General features: G+C 36.2%; 18 protein-coding genes, 1 pseudogene and 1 other annotated feature. Of the genes and pseudogenes, 9 read left to right on the top strand and 10 right to left on the bottom strand.

What is annotated here, in order from left to right:
- Positions 1 to 161 precede the first annotated feature (161 nt).
- Both BLV40_RS24875 and BLV40_RS24870 read left to right on the top strand, forming a co-directional pair.
- A complete protein-coding gene (locus BLV40_RS24875) occupies positions 162 to 602 on the top strand; it encodes a Dps family protein (protein WP_090694909.1) in 441 nt (146 codons plus the stop codon).
- Between the two features lie 450 nt (positions 603 to 1,052).
- Positions 1,053 to 1,250: a hypothetical protein gene (locus tag BLV40_RS24870; RefSeq protein WP_170833706.1), complete on the top strand. Its 198-nt coding sequence runs from the start codon at positions 1,053 to 1,055 to the stop codon at positions 1,248 to 1,250.
- A 28-nt stretch (positions 1,251 to 1,278) separates the two neighbouring features.
- On the opposite strand, the gene BLV40_RS24865 is transcribed toward BLV40_RS24870, so the two are convergent.
- Positions 1,279 to 1,857 (bottom strand): LOG family protein, encoded by a 579-nt coding sequence (locus BLV40_RS24865; RefSeq protein WP_090694904.1) that lies wholly within the window; start codon positions 1,855 to 1,857, stop codon positions 1,279 to 1,281.
- A 73-nt stretch (positions 1,858 to 1,930) separates the two neighbouring features.
- On the opposite strand from BLV40_RS24865, the gene BLV40_RS24860 reads away from it, so the two are divergent.
- From BLV40_RS24860 to BLV40_RS24850, 3 genes and pseudogenes are all read left to right on the top strand, one after another.
- Positions 1,931 to 2,251 carry a MazG nucleotide pyrophosphohydrolase domain-containing protein gene (locus BLV40_RS24860; protein ID WP_090694900.1) on the top strand — a complete coding sequence of 107 codons (321 nt, stop codon included), beginning with the start codon at positions 1,931 to 1,933 and terminating at the stop codon, positions 2,249 to 2,251.
- Between the two features lie 55 nt (positions 2,252 to 2,306).
- Entirely contained in the window at positions 2,307 to 2,813 is a 507-nt protein-coding gene (locus BLV40_RS24855; protein ID WP_090694897.1) for a ferritin, read from the top strand.
- A 41-nt stretch (positions 2,814 to 2,854) separates the two neighbouring features.
- Positions 2,855 to 3,192: pseudogene (locus tag BLV40_RS24850) on the top strand (DUF418 domain-containing protein); the annotation flags it as partial.
- A 42-nt stretch (positions 3,193 to 3,234) separates the two neighbouring features.
- Here the strand turns inward: BLV40_RS24850 and BLV40_RS24845 are convergent.
- Positions 3,235 to 4,416, bottom strand: a complete 1,182-nt coding sequence (locus tag BLV40_RS24845) for a NupC/NupG family nucleoside CNT transporter (RefSeq protein WP_026594124.1) — start codon at positions 4,414 to 4,416, stop codon at positions 3,235 to 3,237.
- Between the two features lie 441 nt (positions 4,417 to 4,857).
- Positions 4,858 to 6,294, bottom strand: coding sequence for an alanine/glycine:cation symporter family protein (locus tag BLV40_RS24840; RefSeq protein ID WP_090694894.1), 1,437 nt, complete (start codon positions 6,292 to 6,294; stop codon positions 4,858 to 4,860).
- Positions 6,295 to 6,619: 325 nt separating this feature from the next.
- Here BLV40_RS24840 and BLV40_RS24835 point away from each other — a divergent pair, with 325 nt between their 5' ends.
- Positions 6,620 to 7,258, top strand: a complete 639-nt coding sequence (locus tag BLV40_RS24835) for an NAD(P)-dependent oxidoreductase (RefSeq protein WP_090694890.1) — start codon at positions 6,620 to 6,622, stop codon at positions 7,256 to 7,258.
- Positions 7,259 to 7,286: 28 nt separating this feature from the next.
- On the opposite strand, the gene BLV40_RS24830 is transcribed toward BLV40_RS24835, so the two are convergent.
- From BLV40_RS24830 to BLV40_RS24815, 4 genes are all read right to left on the bottom strand, one after another.
- The gene (locus BLV40_RS24830; RefSeq protein ID WP_090694886.1) at positions 7,287 to 8,189 is read right to left on the bottom strand and encodes a thioester domain-containing protein; all 903 of its coding nucleotides are present in this window, start codon (positions 8,187 to 8,189) and stop codon (positions 7,287 to 7,289) included.
- 139 nt (positions 8,190 to 8,328) lie between these two features.
- Positions 8,329 to 8,889: a biotin transporter BioY gene (locus BLV40_RS24825; protein ID WP_026594120.1), complete on the bottom strand. Its 561-nt coding sequence runs from the start codon at positions 8,887 to 8,889 to the stop codon at positions 8,329 to 8,331.
- Between the two features lie 143 nt (positions 8,890 to 9,032).
- Positions 9,033 to 9,875, bottom strand: a complete 843-nt coding sequence (locus BLV40_RS24820) for an aldo/keto reductase (RefSeq protein ID WP_170833708.1) — start codon at positions 9,873 to 9,875, stop codon at positions 9,033 to 9,035.
- Between the two features lie 13 nt (positions 9,876 to 9,888).
- Positions 9,889 to 11,052: an MFS transporter gene (locus BLV40_RS24815; protein ID WP_170833707.1), complete on the bottom strand. Its 1,164-nt coding sequence runs from the start codon at positions 11,050 to 11,052 to the stop codon at positions 9,889 to 9,891.
- 365 nt (positions 11,053 to 11,417) lie between these two features.
- Here BLV40_RS24815 and BLV40_RS24810 point away from each other — a divergent pair, with 365 nt between their 5' ends.
- The 3 genes from BLV40_RS24810 to BLV40_RS24800 all read left to right on the top strand — a co-directional run bounded on the left by BLV40_RS24810 (position 11,418) and on the right by BLV40_RS24800 (position 13,891).
- On the top strand, positions 11,418 to 11,768 hold the full coding sequence (locus BLV40_RS24810; RefSeq protein ID WP_090694874.1) for a winged helix-turn-helix transcriptional regulator: 351 nt from the start codon (positions 11,418 to 11,420) through the stop codon (positions 11,766 to 11,768).
- A 459-nt stretch (positions 11,769 to 12,227) separates the two neighbouring features.
- A complete protein-coding gene (locus BLV40_RS24805; RefSeq protein WP_026594116.1) occupies positions 12,228 to 12,668 on the top strand; it encodes a DUF1641 domain-containing protein in 441 nt (146 codons plus the stop codon).
- Positions 12,669 to 12,712: 44 nt separating this feature from the next.
- Positions 12,713 to 13,891, top strand: coding sequence for an NAD(P)/FAD-dependent oxidoreductase (locus BLV40_RS24800; protein ID WP_090694870.1), 1,179 nt, complete (start codon positions 12,713 to 12,715; stop codon positions 13,889 to 13,891).
- 196 nt (positions 13,892 to 14,087) lie between these two features.
- Here BLV40_RS24800 and tyrS read toward each other — a convergent pair whose 3' ends face one another.
- The 3 genes from tyrS to BLV40_RS24785 form a co-directional block, all read right to left on the bottom strand.
- A complete protein-coding gene (tyrS, locus tag BLV40_RS24795) occupies positions 14,088 to 15,350 on the bottom strand; it encodes a tyrosine--tRNA ligase (protein WP_090694867.1) in 1,263 nt (420 codons plus the stop codon).
- 65 nt (positions 15,351 to 15,415) lie between these two features.
- Positions 15,416 to 15,637: a binding site (T-box leader), on the bottom strand.
- 105 nt (positions 15,638 to 15,742) lie between these two features.
- Complete coding sequence (gene murB / locus BLV40_RS24790; RefSeq protein WP_026594113.1) at positions 15,743 to 16,660, bottom strand: UDP-N-acetylmuramate dehydrogenase; 918 nt, start codon at positions 16,658 to 16,660, stop codon at positions 15,743 to 15,745.
- 28 nt (positions 16,661 to 16,688) lie between these two features.
- A complete protein-coding gene (locus BLV40_RS24785; RefSeq protein ID WP_090694864.1) occupies positions 16,689 to 16,901 on the bottom strand; it encodes a hypothetical protein in 213 nt (70 codons plus the stop codon).
- Positions 16,902 to 16,944 lie beyond the last annotated feature (43 nt).

Raw genomic sequence — 16,944 nt, 5'->3', positions numbered from 1 at the left:
CGATAAAAAATAAACATATATTGCAATGTAACATGACATCTAGTTTCAAAAAATGTTCAAAAATAATGTTTGGAAAGGGTTGATTTATACAAATTACTAGATTATAATAATTATAAATTAGTAAACGATATAATATAATAACTCAAAGGGAGATTGATCATATGAACACACAAGTAATCGAAGTATTAAACAAACAGGTAGCAGACTGGAATGTATTATTCACAAAACTACACAACTTCCATTGGTATGTAAAAGGGCCTCAATTTTTTACACTACATGAGAAATTTGAACACTTTTATACAGAAGCAGCTCAACACATTGATGAAATTGCAGAACGTATTTTAGCAATCGGCGGTAAACCAGTAGCAACAATGAAAGAATACTTAGAACTATCTTCTATTCAAGAAGCGGTTTACGGAGAAACTGCAGAAGGGATGGTCGAAGTAATTATGAAAGACTACGAAATGATGCTAGGCGAACTGAAAAAAGGTATGGAAATCGCACAGGGCGCTGACGACGAAATGACATCTGACTTACTACTTGGTATCTACACAGAACTAGAAAAACACGCTTGGATGCTACGTGCATTCTTGAATCAATAATATATTAAAAGCGGAGCCGACTGTTTAGCCCTGACGGATAAGGTTCTTCCGCACAGAAAGTGTTCTTTACTTTCTCGTGCGGAAGATTCTTAGACGCGAAGGGCTAGGAGGCGGAGCTGGATACCATTAAAAGCGCAAGCGGCTCGGTCAGAATAGGAGGGCGTTGGAACTCCTGATTCAGAGGCGCTTTTTGCCTCAGATGAAGGAGTGAAACGACCGACTATTCTAGCCGCTGGAGTTGGATACTATTAAAAGCAGAGGTGGCTCGTTTAGCTCTGATTGGATAAAATCCCCTCAATTCACTTGAGGGGATTTATTATTATATCGATATATCCTAACCATATTTATGTTAAAATATAGAAAATAACATTCTAATAGTTACGTCTAAACAATACTTTTCCAAGTTCATCATTTAGGTAATATCACCATCAAATGACGGGAGTGGTTCAGTTGAAAGACTATTTGATCCGAGTGTTTTTCGCTTCATTAGCTGTTGGGATTACTTTCATGATAGCAAATATTTTAGGCATAAACTTAGATGTAGAAAGCTATCCTTTTCTTATCTGTATCGCGATACTTGGTGGTTGGAGTGGCTGGTACTTATATAAAAAATCTATGAGAGATAAATCTAAAGGCATTCCGAAATGAACGGAATGCCTCTTTTTTATTCATCTTATTATGATAACTGCTTCCACTTATTCCCCATAACAGGTCTCTTATAATTTTTCATGTGGAGCAATAATTCTTCTGCATTATCCGCCGAAACAATCAGCTCTTTATTCGATGGATTCATAAACCCTTCTTCTGCTGCACGATTAACCATTTGCAAGATTGGACCGTAAAAATCTTTAATATTCAATAACCCAACTGGCTTGTCATGAATACCAATCTGTGACCAACATACAACCTCAAATAGCTCTTCAAATGTTCCATACCCACCTGGCAGTGCAATAAATGCATCTGCAAGCTCTCCCATTTTTGCTTTGCGCTCATGCATCGTTTCCACTTCAATTAATTCCGTTAATCCTTCATGAACAATCTCTCCGCGAAATAAACCACGAGGCATAACACCTGTGACACGTCCGCCTAAACGTAACACTTCATTTGCTACTTCCCCCATCAAACCAACACATGAACCGCCGTATACTAATTCAAAATCATTTTGAACAAGCAGTTCGCCAAGCTTAATTGCTTGTTCCCTAAATTCAGTTCTCTCTCCTAAATTAGAACCTGCGAACACACAAATCTTTCTCATGCCTACACCCCAAAACTATATATTGTTATGATACAATGAACATTGTACAACATATTGAGAGGATGGGAAAGAAGTGAATATGGTCGAATTTCAAAGATGGGTAGAGGAATTTTACGAAAAACGGAACTGGTCACAATATAACTCTTTTATTCGCCTAAATTTCTTAACAGAAGAAGTAGGAGAAGTTTCACGAGTTATACGCGCCATTGAAATTGGACGTGATCGCCCTGATGAGCACGAGAAACAAGAAGAAGAATTGAAAATAGAGTTAAAAGAAGAGCTTGGGGATGTACTTGCCAATCTCATTATTCTTTCTCAAAAATACGATTTAGACTTACAAGATATTATGGAAGCACATGTAGAAAAGCTTTCTAACCGTTTCGGAATCAAATGAGAATATTTATCATTTGTGATATAATGTTTCCGACATCACACAAAGGAGGATTTTTATGTTATCTACAAAGTTACACGATGCGCTTAATGATCAAATGAACTTTGAATTTTACTCTGCCCATGTTTATATGGCAATGGCTGCTTATTGCACGGCGGAAAGCTATGATGGGTTTGCAAATTTCTTTCTTGTTCAAGCAGAAGAAGAGCGTTTCCATGCAATGAAACTTTATAATTACATAAATGACCGCGGAGAACGTGCCATTATTACTGGATTCGAAAACCCAAACAACGAATACCAATCTGTTTTAAGTGCATTTGAAATCGCACTTGAGCATGAGCGTGAAGTAACAAAACGTATTTACAACTTATCCGATATCGCTTGGGATGAGCGTGAACACGCGACAATTACGTTCTTAAAATGGTTCGTTGACGAACAGGTTGAAGAAGAAGCTTCTTTCGATAGCATCATCCAGAAACTAAAACGCATTACAAATGATTCTAACGCTTTATTTATGTTAGATGCGGAATTGGAAAAACGCACATTTACCCCTCCTGCTGAGTAATATCCTTATCACCTTAACTAGTTTGTTAAGGTGATATTCATTTCACAGTAAAGATCTTAGAACTATTAACAAAACAACCGCTTCTCATTATGTTAAAAGACAGTGTTACACCAATAAGCATGGCCCTTTTTTACGGAAGCTCGATTATGCTAGTATTTCATCACAAAAAAGCATCGCCTTTACTAACGTATATGGCTTATATGGGGAAATCAGCTACTTCTTTAGCATTATATTAACAGTTGTCATTTACGTCATCCAATTATACGCTAGTACCTATTGGTTACAAAGGTATCGCATAGGGCCAGTTGAATACGTATGGCGTCTTGATACATATTTTAAAAGGTCTGCTTTTACACGTAAGTTAAAGAAAGTAAATTAAACAAAAAAAGCAATGAGCATCTCGCTCATTGCTTTCCTTATTTTATAGCATAACCCCAACGATAACCGCTGATAATATACTTACTAACGTTGCACCATACACAAGTTTTAATCCGAAAGAAGATACAACGTTCGCTTGTTTTCCATCGATACTCTTCGTTGCACCTGCGATAATCCCGATAGATGAGAAGTTTGCAAATGATACAAGGAAGATCGATAAAATACCTACTGTACGAGCTGATAAATCGCCAGCTACTTTTCCTAAATCAAGCATCGCAACAAACTCGTTTGTTACTAATTTTGTTGCCATAATTTGTCCTGCTTGTAGCATCTCTGATGTTGGAATACCCATAATAAATGCTAATGGCGAGAAGATATAACCTAAAATACCCTGGAACGTAATACCAAAAACAGAATCGAATAAACCGTTAATTGCTGCCATCAATGCAATGAATCCGATTAACATTGCTGCTACCGTAACTGCAATAGAGAATCCAAGCATAATGTATTCGCCTAACATTTCGAAGAACGTTTGCTTCTTATCTTCTTCTAATTCTAAGATATCTTCTTCTTCACTAATATCATAAGGATTAATAATATGAACGATAATGAATCCACTAAATAAGTTTAATACAAGTGCTGTTACTACATATTTTGGATCAATCATTTTCATATAAGAACCGACAATTGACATCGATACCGTTGACATTGAAGATGCGCAAAGCGTATATAAACGATTTTTTGGTAATTTGCTTAATTGATCTTTTACTGTAATAAATACTTCACCTTGACCAACAATCGCTGCTGCTACTGCATTATATGATTCTAGTTTTCCTAAACCATTAACTTTACTTAATACGAAACCGACTGCTTTAATAATAATTGGTAAAATTTTAATGTGTTGCAAAATCCCAATTAATACTGCTAAGAAAATAATTGGTAATAATACTGTTAAGAAGAAAGGTGCTTGTCCATCATTCGCTAGACCACCAAATACGAAGTTAACCCCTACTTCTGCGTATTTTAGAATAGCACCAAAACCATCTGAAATCCCTTTTACTAACACATACCCAATCTTTGTATTTAATAAGAAGTATGCCAATGCTAATTGAAGAACAAGCATAATTGCAATTGGTTTATATTTAATTTTCTTCCGATCTGAACTTACAAGGAAACCTAGTACAAATACAGCAAGTAAACCGACTAGAAACATAACTAGTTTCATATGTGAATCCTCCACTTTCTATGAGTTATTGGTTGTCCAACGAATGACGTCTGACCATTGATATTAAAAAAATAAGAACCCCTAAATACTATTTACTTTACAATGTAACCTAAAATCAGTAAGCGTTTACACAAATTGCAATTTATTATTAGTAGTCTCTTCTTCTCTACTCGATTTAAAGTATGAAAATGATACCACCTATAAATCAAATTGTAAGCGTTATCTAAATGAATTGCAATATAATTTTTTCAATAAATTATATGTTAATTTATCCCTTCTGAAAGAAAAAAGAAATGAACGTATGCTCACTGCTTTTTTTGCTTATAACATAACACCAACAATAAGTGCTGATAAAATACTCACTAACGTTGCACCACATACAAGCCTTAACCATTCTAAATAAAAAAAGAGCATCAAATTTTTTCTGATGCTCTTCCCTTATTATACAGCTTGTTCTTCTTTTTCTTTTGTTACCCTAGAATCTCCCCAGCACTCTGTGTTTTTTAAACCTGGAATAGAGTCTGCATGGAAGACTGGATCTTTCCCTTGTTTCTTTTGTTTCACATAGTCTGCCAATGCAGCATATGCAAATCGACCAAGAAGTGTAATCGCAATTAAGTTTGTGATTACCATTAGCCCCATAAATAAATCTGCCATATTCCATACGACTTGAAGTGTCGCAACAGAACCGAATAATACCATTCCCACTACCGCAATACGGTAAATCATTAACCAAGTTTTACTTTGTTTAATGAATTCAATATTCGTTTCACCATAATAATAGTTTCCTAGAAGTGAACTGAACGCAAATAAGAAAATAATAATCGCTAAGAAGCTACTTGCCCACGAACCAATCTGAGAGCTTAGCGCCATTTGCGTTAATTCAATACCTTCTAAATTTGTTGCCTTATATGCACCAGAACATAATACGATAAATGCTGTTGATGTACATACTAAGAATGTATCTACTAAAACTCCAATTGTTTGAATAAATCCTTGTTTAGCTGGATGCGTTACATCTGCTGTCGCAGCCGCATTCGGTGCACTACCCATACCTGCTTCATTCGCAAATAGGCCGCGCTGGATACCATACTTCATTGCCGCTCCGATACCGCCACCTACAGCTGAATCTAAACCAAATGCACCTTTAAAGATTTCTGTAAAAACATCTGGTAGCAAGTAGAAGTTTTTAATAACAACAAAAAGAGCCACTCCAATATAAATAATTGCCATTGGTGGAACAATCATTTCTGACATACGTGCAATACTTTTAACACCGCCAAAAATAATAACCGCGACTAATGCAGCTAATACAAACCCAACAACATAGCGCTCTAAACCGAAAGCATTCTTAAATGCTAATGTAACTGTATTCGCCTGTACTGAGTTGAAAATTAAACCGTAACTAATTGTGATAAGAATAGAAAACCAAATTCCCATCCAACGCTTATTTAAACCTTTTTCCATATAATAAGCAGGGCCACCACGGAACCCACTGCCATCTTTTGTTTTATAAATTTGTGCAAGTGTACTTTCTACGAAACTTGAAGATGCCCCAATGATTGCGATTACCCACATCCAAAATACTGCGCCAGGTCCTCCCATAGAAATCGCTAACGCTACACCAGCTAAGTTACCGATCCCAATGCGGGCTGCTGAACTCATACAGAAAGCTTGGAAAGAAGATACGCTGCCCTTTTTGCGTGTCTTTCCAGTTAATCCATCACTCATCAAACGCACCATTTCGCCTAAATGGCTAATTTGTACAAATTTCAATTTAAAAGAAAAATAAAGCCCTAGACCTATTAACATTGCGATAAGAATATATGACCAAAGAATCGTATTCGTTGATGAAACGAACTGTTCTAAAATGTTCATACGATTAGTCCCCTCCCTTTTCTCCTCATAAATTGAATTATATTTAAAAAATATCCAAAAATCAACATTTTTCGACAGGTTATTACTTCCAAATGTTAGGTTTTATAACACAACCATGTCACTTGTTAAGAAATATGACTCGTTATTTTTAAAAGCCTACATGCTACTTGAAGAAATATTTTTGATAAACAAAGCGATTGACAAAAACCAACACTGTAACTATACTAGTTACAACAGGTGGTGGCACCTCTGCTTAACGACATCGATTCATTATTACACATATATTTTTAACATTAATTCTATTAAACATTCGGAGGTATATATTATGAAAATTGGAATTATCGGAGCAAGCGGAAAAGCTGGAAGTCGCATTTTAACAGAGGCTCTTGATCGCGGTCACGAAGTTACTGCAATCGTAAGAAACGCAGCAAAAATTACAGAAAATAACGTGAAAGTTTTAGAAAAAGACGTATTCGATCTTACTGCTGATGATCTTCAAGCATTTGATGTGGTTGTAAATGCATTTGGCGCTCCAGCAGGAAGAGAATATCTCCATGTAGATGCAGGTAACGTATTAATCGAAGCGATGAAAGGTGCACCTAGCACAAAATTACTTGTTGTTGGTGGTGCTGGAAGCTTATTTGTAGATGATGCAAAAACAACGCGTGTATTTGAAACACCAGGTTTCCCAAACGAATATCTTGCAACAGCTCAAAATCAAGGCCAAAACCTTGAAATTTTACAACAAACAAATGATATCACTTGGACATTCATTAGCCCTTCTGCACTATTTTCATTAGGTAAACGTACTGGTTCTTACAAAGCAGGTAAAGATCACCTTCTTGTTAACGCAAAAGGCAACAGCTATGTAAGTTACGAAGATTTCGCTGTAGCTGCACTTGACGAAATTGAAAATCCAAAACATGTGAACGAACGCTTTACAGTTGTTTCAGAAGCTGAGTAAAAAAGCGCTGGCAAACGCCAGCGCTTTTTTATCGTTTAGAAGGTTTATTCGGTTTCTGCGGAACTCCGGCCTTTTTCCAGCTTACCGCTAAATCCGGGCTTGTTTTTTCTTCACTACGTTCTAATAGAACAACCGCATCTTGAATTTTCGGTGTCCCCTTATGCGCGATACCTTGTAACTTTGTTAAAGTTCCTAATACTTTAAAGCTAAATTCACCAGATGGCGCTTGTTTTGGAATTAAGACGCGGAACTTTTCACCTACATTAAACTGTGTTTTTGTTTCACCTTGTTCATTCACAAATTTAACACCTTCAGGTGCACCAGTTGCCTGTACTTGGTACGTTCCACTTTTCGCATTTGTTTGAACCGTATATAAATCTGTTTGGAAGAACTCCCCTTCCAATACTGCTTCTTGCTTTTCTGATGGTGTAACACTCATCGTAATCTCTTGCACTTCTTCACTGCTCTTTGCTCTCGCAACAATATCTCTCATTACTCTTTCTACATTTTTATTACGAAAATCTAAATCATTAATATCCACTTGTCCCAGTGCATTCCATACAGCGAGCTGCGTCGCATAGTGAGCCTCTCTCCAATCAGACACACCCAATTCTTGTGGACTTTTTTGTGGGTATCCATTTAACAATACACGATACACGCCAATATCCACCTTACCGAGTTCAGGTAAATCTTGACCGCTTGGTGATTTCAAATCTACATTTAAGCAGAATGCAATTTTCCCATCTGCTGTTTTAATAAGCTCTGTTCGGATTGGTTTCTTTTTTGATTTACTATAACTCCAATCCATTTGATACTTTGTATGATCCATAACTACTGCGAATGCTTGTTGAAGTGGGAATAATAAGTTCGCAAATACCAATAATAGACCAAAGAAAACAGCCAATAATTTATACGATGGTTTCATATTCATGTTCACAACCCCTTATAAAATAACAAATTTACTACTACATAGTATTTAGTTAGAAAAATTTTTTATGCATTGCATTCACTTAGATTCCTGCAAAATAAAAAAGCATAGGCTGCCCTATGCTTTTTTATTTCAAAATTATTCAACTTTCTTGAAGAAGTAGGTTTGAACGTACTAATGCTCCTCGCACCTTAATTCCAATCCATGCTGCTAATGCAGCTTTTATTACACCTACAATAAGGAAGGGAACAAAACCACCCATGAACGCCGCTTGCCACCCTAGTGATGCTACATACTTTAAAAATACAGTTCCAATTGTTAATGTCACGAGCATCCCTAAAATATTTGCCATTAATGAGTTCCAAAATGTAAGTTTTGTTTTTTCCGTTAACAAACCAATTAAAAAAGCAGTTGGGATGAAGGCTAATAAGAAGCCACCTGTAGGACCGAATAAAACAGATAAACCGCCACTGAACCCCGCATACACAGGAATTCCAGTTGCACCAATTAAAACATATAATAATACAGATAAAGTGCCATAACGTGAACCTAAAATTGTAGCAGTAAGACCAATCGCTAGCGTCTGTCCTGTTATCGGAACAAGCGGCAGTGGGATGGTAACTTGAGCCAAAATACCAATAATAGCAGCAAATAGTGCAGTCACAATTAGCATGCGAAAATGATTTGTACGATGATTATTCATATGTGCCTCCCCAGAAAAATTCATATTATAAATTTAAGATATCCTATTCAATATACGGAGTAAATACTTTTGTTTGAATATTTAGTTTTTACCAATTAAAAAGAAGGACACAAATTCTTTTGTGCCCTTCTCTCTTGTTCATTTTAGAAATCAAAATTATCCGGATCTGGACCAACGCGATGATTTTGATTTAACGCAGCAATTTTCTCCATATCTTCTGTTGCTAATTCAAAATTAAATATGTCCGCATTTTGGATAATACGGTGCTCTTTTGTTGATTTCGGAATGGTTACAATTTCATTTTGTAAATCCCAGCGCAGAATAATTTGCGCTGTTGTTTTTCCATATTTATCAGCCATTTCTTTTAATGTTTCGTTATCTAATAATTGACCTTGCATAAGTGGTGACCATGCTTCCATTTGAATACCTTGCTCTTTACAGAAAGCTTGTAATTCTTTTTGCGTTAAACGAGGGTGATATTCCACTTGGTTAATCATCGGTTTAATTTCGGCCCCTTCCATTACATCTTTCAAATGATGGATTTGGAAGTTACTCACGCCAATTGCACGTACTCGTCCTTCTTTATATAACGTTTCTAATGCTTTCCATGTATCTTTATATTTCTTTTCTACAGGCCAATGAACAAGATATAAATCTAAATACTCAAGCTCGAGTTTTTTTAGACTTTCTTCATATGCAGCTAACGTTTCTTCATACCCTTGATCTGCGTTCCATACTTTTGAAGTAATAAATAAGTCTTCTCTAGAAATGCCTGCTTCTTTCATACCTTCACGTATTCCTTCTCCCACAGCCTTTTCATTCGCATAAATTGCCGCGGTATCAATGCTGCGATATCCTTGTTTAATCGCTGTTTTCACTGCATTAACAAGTTCTGGACCTTCTTCTACTTTAAATACTCCTAAGCCAAACCATGGCATTTCTACACCATTATGCAATACTGTTTTACTTTGTAAATTTTTCATTATATTTTTCTCTCCTTTATTTCACTTGATCTCTTTTTTCTAATGTCATACTCCACGCTGTTAAAATAACAGCGCCTACTACCATAATGCCACCTACCCAGGCTGTATGAATTAACCCTAACGAGTTCGTTACAATACCACCTAAATAAGCACCAAGAGCAATTCCTGCATTAAACGCTGCAATGTTAATTGCTGATGCAACATCTACAGCGCTCGGAACAAAGCGTTCAGCTAATATCACGACATATACTTGTAATCCTGGAACATTCATAAACGCGAATAATCCCATTAAAATAATCGTGATGAGCCCCGCCACCTTGAATGGCGCCGTAAATGTGAGTACAAATAGCACAATCGCTTGAATAAAAAACATATAGAATAATGCACGAATCGGATTATGGTTCGATAGTTTTCCACCAATCATATTTCCTATCGCAATTGCGATTCCATACACTAGTAAAATGATAGTAACTGTACTTGCTTTAAACCCTGTTATCTCCTGTAATAGTGGTGATAAATACGTAAATGTTACGAATGTTCCACCGTATCCTAATGCAGTAATGATGAAAACAAGTAATAGTCTTCCATTCGTAATCAGTTTGAATTGATCACGAAATGATACAGACGTACCTTTTTTTAAATTAGACGGAATTAGCATACTGTTGGCGATTAAAGCAACGATTCCAATTACTACAATCACCATGAACGATGCTCTCCAGCCGAATTGTTGACCAATAAATGTTCCAATTGGTACACCTGTAATGGTCGCAACAGTTAAACCAGTAAACATAAAAGCAATCGCACTGGCACGTTTATTCTCTGGTACGAGTGCAGCCGCAATTGTAGATCCAATCGACATAAAAACGCCATGTGCAAAAGCAGATACAACCCTCGCGATAAGTAGGACACTAAAACTTGTTGCTACTGCCGCAATTCCATTACCAATAATGAAAATAATCATTATCCACATTAATAACGTCTTTCGCGACATACTAGCTGTTAACGACGTTAATACAGGAGCGCCAAACGCTACTCCTAATGCATATAAAGAAACGGTTAAACCAGCTGTTGTAACTGAAACATGTAAATCATTTGAAATAGACGGCAATAAACCGACACTAATAAATTCAGTTGTACCAATGCCAAATGCACTAATTGCTAGTGCTAATAATGCAAACATACTTCTTCGATTCGTCTGAACTTCCGAAGATGATACTGTATATGAACTCAATTGAATTCCTCCTTATCACAAGAAATCCAATCATAATAGTATGATAAAAAGGCCCTTTTATCTTCTAAAAAATATATTTAATACCTATAAACGCTATTATGAATGGTTTCATTCTTTTTTGAAGAACGCACTTTAAAGTACTATAGGTACTAAAAAGTAACATAGGCACCTTTTAGTAACGTACTACTCATTTGCCTCTTACATATGCTATTATGAAACATGTTCAACATAAAAAACAGTACGTACTTTCAAGTACTATAGGCACTAAAAAGTAACATATGACTATAAAAGACTCATTAAAGGAGTTGTAATATATGAAGAAATACAACATTCCTGTAGAAGCAACCTTAGAAGTAATCGGCGGAAAATGGAAAGTCGTTATTCTTTGCCACTTAACAAAAGGGACAAAACGAACAAGTGAATTAAAACGCTTAATGCCTGGCATTACACAAAAGATGCTCACACAGCAATTACGTGAATTAGAAGAAGATGGGGTTATTCAAAGGAAGGTATATAATCAAGTTCCACCAAAAGTAGAGTACTCACTTACTGAATATGGTTGGTCCTTAGAAGCGATTTTGGATTCTCTTTGCACATGGGGAGAATGCCATCTCGAAAAGAATGGGAATTCATCCATGCTTATCTCGCAAGTAGACCAATCCTAATCAAAAAAGGAAAAAATGAGTATTTATTTGCTCATTTTTTCCTTTTTTTCTCTATATTTAAGTACATTTTAAGTAATAATAAAATAAAATATATGCTTTTTTCCCTTGCAAATACTAGGTTACGGATTCAAAGTCAAATAATTAGGAATCATTTTTATGTTAACCTGGGTGTATATAGTATATAATATAAGATATATATTATATACACTTTCCGATAAAGGAACTTTCCATTATGCGGACAAGCCATGTATCGGACAGTTCATAAATAATTAGGTAAGGAATTATGGTTTTGGATTTATGATTATCTACTACTTGCAATCATAAATTTAAAGGCATTTTATTGCGTTTTGTGAAGCTTTGTATAAAGTTTTGCAAATTTTTGCTAACGCTTACCTGTTACTGGGGAATGTTTTATTCCTAAAAAAATAAGAGTATTGCTATCGTAAAGGAGAATTGGAGATGCCAGAAACTATGACTCAAACAAAGCCTGAACAAGAATCTTTACAAATTTCTGCTAGCCAAGGACAACTTGATGTACTTGATCAATTGTTAAAACCTGAGGTACAAGAATCATTAACTACACTAGTAGAACAGCTTCCAAAATTAACTGAGCTTGTTAACATTTTAACGAAGTCTTATGACTTTGCTCAAACTGTTGCTACTGATGAAGTATTAAAAAGCGACACTGTTGGCGCAATCCAAGAGATTGTAGAACCTGTCAAAGATACAGTAAAAAGCATGGCAGCAACTGCTATCGAAGCAAAAGATCGTGCTGATGAAAGCACTGAAGTTATCGGCCTTTTCGGTCTTTTAAAATTACTAAAAGATCCACAAGCACAAAAAATGTTCCGCTTCATCAATGCTTATCTTCAAATTAGTGCAGAACGCAATAATAAATAATTTATCTTATAACAACAATTAGTAAAGACGGGGGATATCATACTATGTCAAAACAAATTGTCATCTTAGGCGCTGGTTATGGCGGACTTCTTGCCGCTTTAAATGTACGTAAATATTACAGCAAATCAGAAGCACAAGTTACAGTGATTAACCAATACCCAACACACCAAATCATTACAGAACTACACCGCTTAGCAGCAGGTAACGTTTCTGAGCAAGCAATTGCAATGCCACTTACAAAACTTTTCAAAGGCAAAGACATCAATCTTAAAATTGCAACTGTTGAGTCATTCTCTGTAGATAAAAAAGAAATAAAACTAGCTGGTGGCACTACTTTATCTTACGATGCACTTGTAGTTGCTTTAGGAAGTAAAACTGCTTACTTCGGTATTCCAGGACTAGAAGAAAACAGCATGGTATTAAAATCTGCTGCTGATGCAAACAAAATCTTCAAACACGTTGAAGATCGTATTCGTGAATACGCAAAAACAAAAAATGAAGCTGATGCTACAATCTTAATCGGTGGTGGCGGATTAACTGGCGTTGAGCTAGTTGGTGAACTTGCTGACATTATGCCTAAACTTGCAAAAAGCCACGGCGTAAATCCTAAAGAAGTAAAATTACTTCTTGTTGAAGCAGGTCCAAAAATCCTTCCAGTATTACCAGATGATTTAATTGAACGTGCAACTACTAGCTTAGAAGCACGCGGCGTTAAATTCTTAACAGGTCTTCCTGTAACAAACGTTGCAGGCAATGAGATTGACTTAAAAGACGGTCAAAAAATCGTTGCAAACACATTCGTTTGGACAGGCGGCGTACAAGGTAACCCATTGATCGGCGAATCAGGTCTTGAAGTAAACCGTGGCCGTGCAACTGTTGATGCATACCTACAATCTACTTCTCACAAAGATGTATTCGTTGCTGGAGACAGCGCTGTTGTCTTCGGTCCAGAAGGTCGCCCATACCCACCAACTGCACAAATCGCTTGGCAAATGGGTGAGTTAATTGGATACAACTTATACGCAGCACTAGAAGGCAAGGCATTCGAAGAGTTCGCACCAGTAAACTCTGGAACACTTGCAAGTCTAGGCCGTAAAGATGCTGTTGCTACAATCGGAGCAAGCTCAACTCCACTTAAAGGTCTACCAGCATCATTAATGAAAGAAGCAAGTAACGTTCGTTACTTATCACACATTAAAGGATTATTCAGCTTAGCTTACTAATCCAACTACTAGCCCGAATCATGATGAAACATGATTCGGGTTTTTTGTCCGTAATTATCTATATTATGTTTATTCGGCAAAAAGGCTAGATAAACCTCTTTAATAGTCCTAATATACTGATTTTTTTGTGGCGAAATTGTGTATACAGAAAAGTAGAAGCAAGGATCTCTCCTCACTTCCACCCTATATCCAAATTCTATGCTCCTAATTTCACCAAGCTGTAATTCTTTTTACCTTTACGGATAATGATAAATCTTCCATCGAATGAATTTTCTGCCGTAACATCTATATTCACATCCGTTACTTTATCTCCATTCATCAAGATTGCTCCATTATTAATATCTTCGCGCGCTTGACGTCTAGAAGGTTCAATTCCTAAATCAACTAACCACTCGACAATATTTTTTGTTTCTTTTGAAGTATGGAAAGTTGGCATATCTTTAAAACCTTGTTCAATTTCATCAGCAGTTAATGATTTAATATCCCCACTAAATAACGCTGCTGTAATTTTTAATGCTTGCGAAAGTGCGTGCTCACCATGAACAAATTTTGTCATTTCTTCAGCCAATACTTTTTGCGCCTCGCGTTTATGAGGCTCCGTTTGAACTTTAACTGCTAATTGATCAATTTTCTCTTTCGTTAAGAACGTAAAGTATTTCAAGTACTTAATGACATCACGATCATCTGTATTCACCCAGAACTGGTAGAACTCAAATGGCGTTGTTTTTGCAGAATCTAACCATACTGCTCCGCCTGCTGATTTACCAAACTTCGTACCATCTGATTTTAGTAATAACGGAATTGTTAATCCAAATACCTTTGCCTCATGCCCTTCTAATTTACGAATTAAATCTAAACCACTCGTAATGTTCCCCCACTGGTCACTACCACCAATCTGTAATTGGACACCTTCTTCTTTGTATAAGTGATGGAAATCCATCGCTTGTAAAATTTGATATGTGAATTCTGTAAATGAAATCCCTGTATCTAGACGACTAGCCACTATATCTTTCGCTAACATACTATTTATACTAAAGTTTTTACCGTAATCTCGTAAGAACTCGATAATATTGATTTGATGTGTCCATTCATAGTTGTTTACCATTTTCACTTCACTATTGCCACCGAAGTCAAATAGCTTTTTCATTTGCGCTGTTAATGCATCCACATTATGTTGTACTTGTTCCAATGTTTGTAACTGACGTTCTGTTTGACGTCCACTTGGATCACCGATTGTCCCTGTTGCCCCTCCAATTAAAATAACTGAGTGATGTCCAGCTAATTGAAACCGTTTCATCATCATAAACGGAATTAAGTGTCCAATATGCATACTGTCACCAGTTGGATCGACACCGCAGTATAAGGAAATCTTTTTCTCTTCTACTAGTTTGCGTAACCCTTCAGCATCTGTTTGTTGATTAACAGCATCGCGCCATTCTAATTCATCAATAATGTTCATGTCTTTCCATCCCCTTTAATTTAAATTTCCTATAAAAAACAAAAAGCCCCTATGTCTACACTAGACATAGGGACGATTATGAACCGTGTTACCACCCAGATTGCACGAATAGCGCCAATATTACTATTCATACCACTCTTAGCAATAATATCGATTGCTACTCCGCTTAGCATTACCTAAGATACTCCAGAGTGTAATTCACAAGTTTGTTTGTGCTAGGTTCCAGCAACCCCTAGCTCTCTCGATAACAGTGACAAACTGCTACTGGGCTCTTTCAACGTATTTCATATGTTAAATTATTAGCCATTATATTGAATTTATAATTCATTGTCAATAATAACCAAAAGGTATTTTGAAATAATTTGCATTTTTATGCGCCTTTATTTCAAAGATTATTGTATATCTTCTCCAATAATCCTTACTTCTCTCTCTAACTTCACACCGAATTTTTCTTCAACTGTTTTTTGTACAAAATGAATTAAATCGATATAATCTTGCGCGGTTCCATTATCAACGTTTACCATAAACCCAGCATGTTTTATTGAAACTTCTACGCCGCCAATTCGCTTTCCTTGCAGTCCTGATTCTTGAATAAGCTTACCAGCAAAGTTATTTGGCGGGCGCTTAAATACACTACCACATGAAGGATACTCTAAAGGCTGTTTGGATTCACGTTTAAACGTTAAATCATCCATCTTTTCTTTAATCTCTTCACGTACACCTTCTGTAAGTTCAAATTTCGCTTCAAGTATAATGTAATGATTGTTAGCAAATGTACTTTTACGATATCCAAAATCAAAGTCGTCTTTCGTTAAAGTACGTAACTCTCCATCACCTGTCATTACAATAGCTTCCGTTAACACATACGCAATCTCACCGCCGTATGCGCCGGCATTCATGTATAACGCTCCTCCAACTGAACCAGGTATACCACAAGCAAATTCAAGTCCTGTTAAACAGTGATCTAACGCAATTCGTGATACATCAATAATCGCCGCACCACATTGTGCTACAATCTTTGTTCCTGTCACAGTCACATCTGTAATATGAATTAAACTTACTGTAATCCCGCGAATACCACCGTCTTTTATAATCACATTAGAGCCGTTTCCTAAAAACGTAATTGGAATGTTATGTTCATTTGCATACTGTACAACTTGTTGAATTTCAGTATAGGTAGTAGGCTGTACAAATATATCTGCTTTTCCCCCTACTTTTATATGCGTATGATTCTTTAACATTTCATCTTGTTTTACATGTTCTTCTGGTAATACTGTACGTAAATATTTATATACTTCCTGCATATTCATTCTATGATTCCTCTATTTCTATTAATAATTAATGGCCTATCCTCTCGCTAGTTCCAGCATTCTTAAAACCACTTTCCTTATTCTCTTTCATTCCGCTTACAAGTTCATTTACTACACTACATGTAATGCCATGCTGAAAATAAGTAGATAATCGGCCACCACATAGATTACCTAAATAGTTTAGTAAGATAGCTTCCGTCTCTATCTTATCAAAAAATCGAGAAGAAAACTTTAGCTTCAAAAATTTTCCGGTATAACCAAGTTTAAGACAAAGAAACTTGAAA

Origin of the sequence: Bacillus sp. 166amftsu (genome assembly GCF_900107445.1) — a bacterium.
In the GTDB taxonomy this organism is placed as follows: domain Bacteria; phylum Bacillota; class Bacilli; order Bacillales; family Bacillaceae_G; genus Bacillus_A; species Bacillus_A arachidis.
This window is presented reverse-complemented; position numbering and strand designations above follow the sequence as displayed.

Coding starts and splice junctions, on each gene's coding strand:
- BLV40_RS24875 (WP_090694909.1), top strand. CDS start 162: ATGAACACACAAGTAATCGAAGTATTAAACAAACAGGTAGCAGACTGG.
- BLV40_RS24865 (WP_090694904.1), bottom strand. CDS start 1,857: ATGAGAAAGATTTGTGTGTTCGCAGGTTCTAATTTAGGAGAGAGAACT.
- BLV40_RS24855 (WP_090694897.1), top strand. CDS start 2,307: ATGTTATCTACAAAGTTACACGATGCGCTTAATGATCAAATGAACTTT.
- BLV40_RS24845 (WP_026594124.1), bottom strand. CDS start 4,416: ATGAAACTAGTTATGTTTCTAGTCGGTTTACTTGCTGTATTTGTACTA.
- BLV40_RS24840 (WP_090694894.1), bottom strand. CDS start 6,294: ATGAACATTTTAGAACAGTTCGTTTCATCAACGAATACGATTCTTTGG.
- BLV40_RS24835 (WP_090694890.1), top strand. CDS start 6,620: ATGAAAATTGGAATTATCGGAGCAAGCGGAAAAGCTGGAAGTCGCATT.
- BLV40_RS24830 (WP_090694886.1), bottom strand. CDS start 8,189: ATGAATATGAAACCATCGTATAAATTATTGGCTGTTTTCTTTGGTCTA.
- BLV40_RS24825 (WP_026594120.1), bottom strand. CDS start 8,889: ATGAATAATCATCGTACAAATCATTTTCGCATGCTAATTGTGACTGCA.
- BLV40_RS24815 (WP_170833707.1), bottom strand. CDS start 11,052: ATGTTTGCATTATTAGCACTAGCAATTAGTGCATTTGGCATTGGTACA.
- BLV40_RS24810 (WP_090694874.1), top strand. CDS start 11,418: ATGAAGAAATACAACATTCCTGTAGAAGCAACCTTAGAAGTAATCGGC.
- BLV40_RS24805 (WP_026594116.1), top strand. CDS start 12,228: ATGCCAGAAACTATGACTCAAACAAAGCCTGAACAAGAATCTTTACAA.
- BLV40_RS24800 (WP_090694870.1), top strand. CDS start 12,713: ATGTCAAAACAAATTGTCATCTTAGGCGCTGGTTATGGCGGACTTCTT.
- tyrS (WP_090694867.1), bottom strand. CDS start 15,350: ATGAACATTATTGATGAATTAGAATGGCGCGATGCTGTTAATCAACAA.
- murB (WP_026594113.1), bottom strand. CDS start 16,660: ATGAATATGCAGGAAGTATATAAATATTTACGTACAGTATTACCAGAA.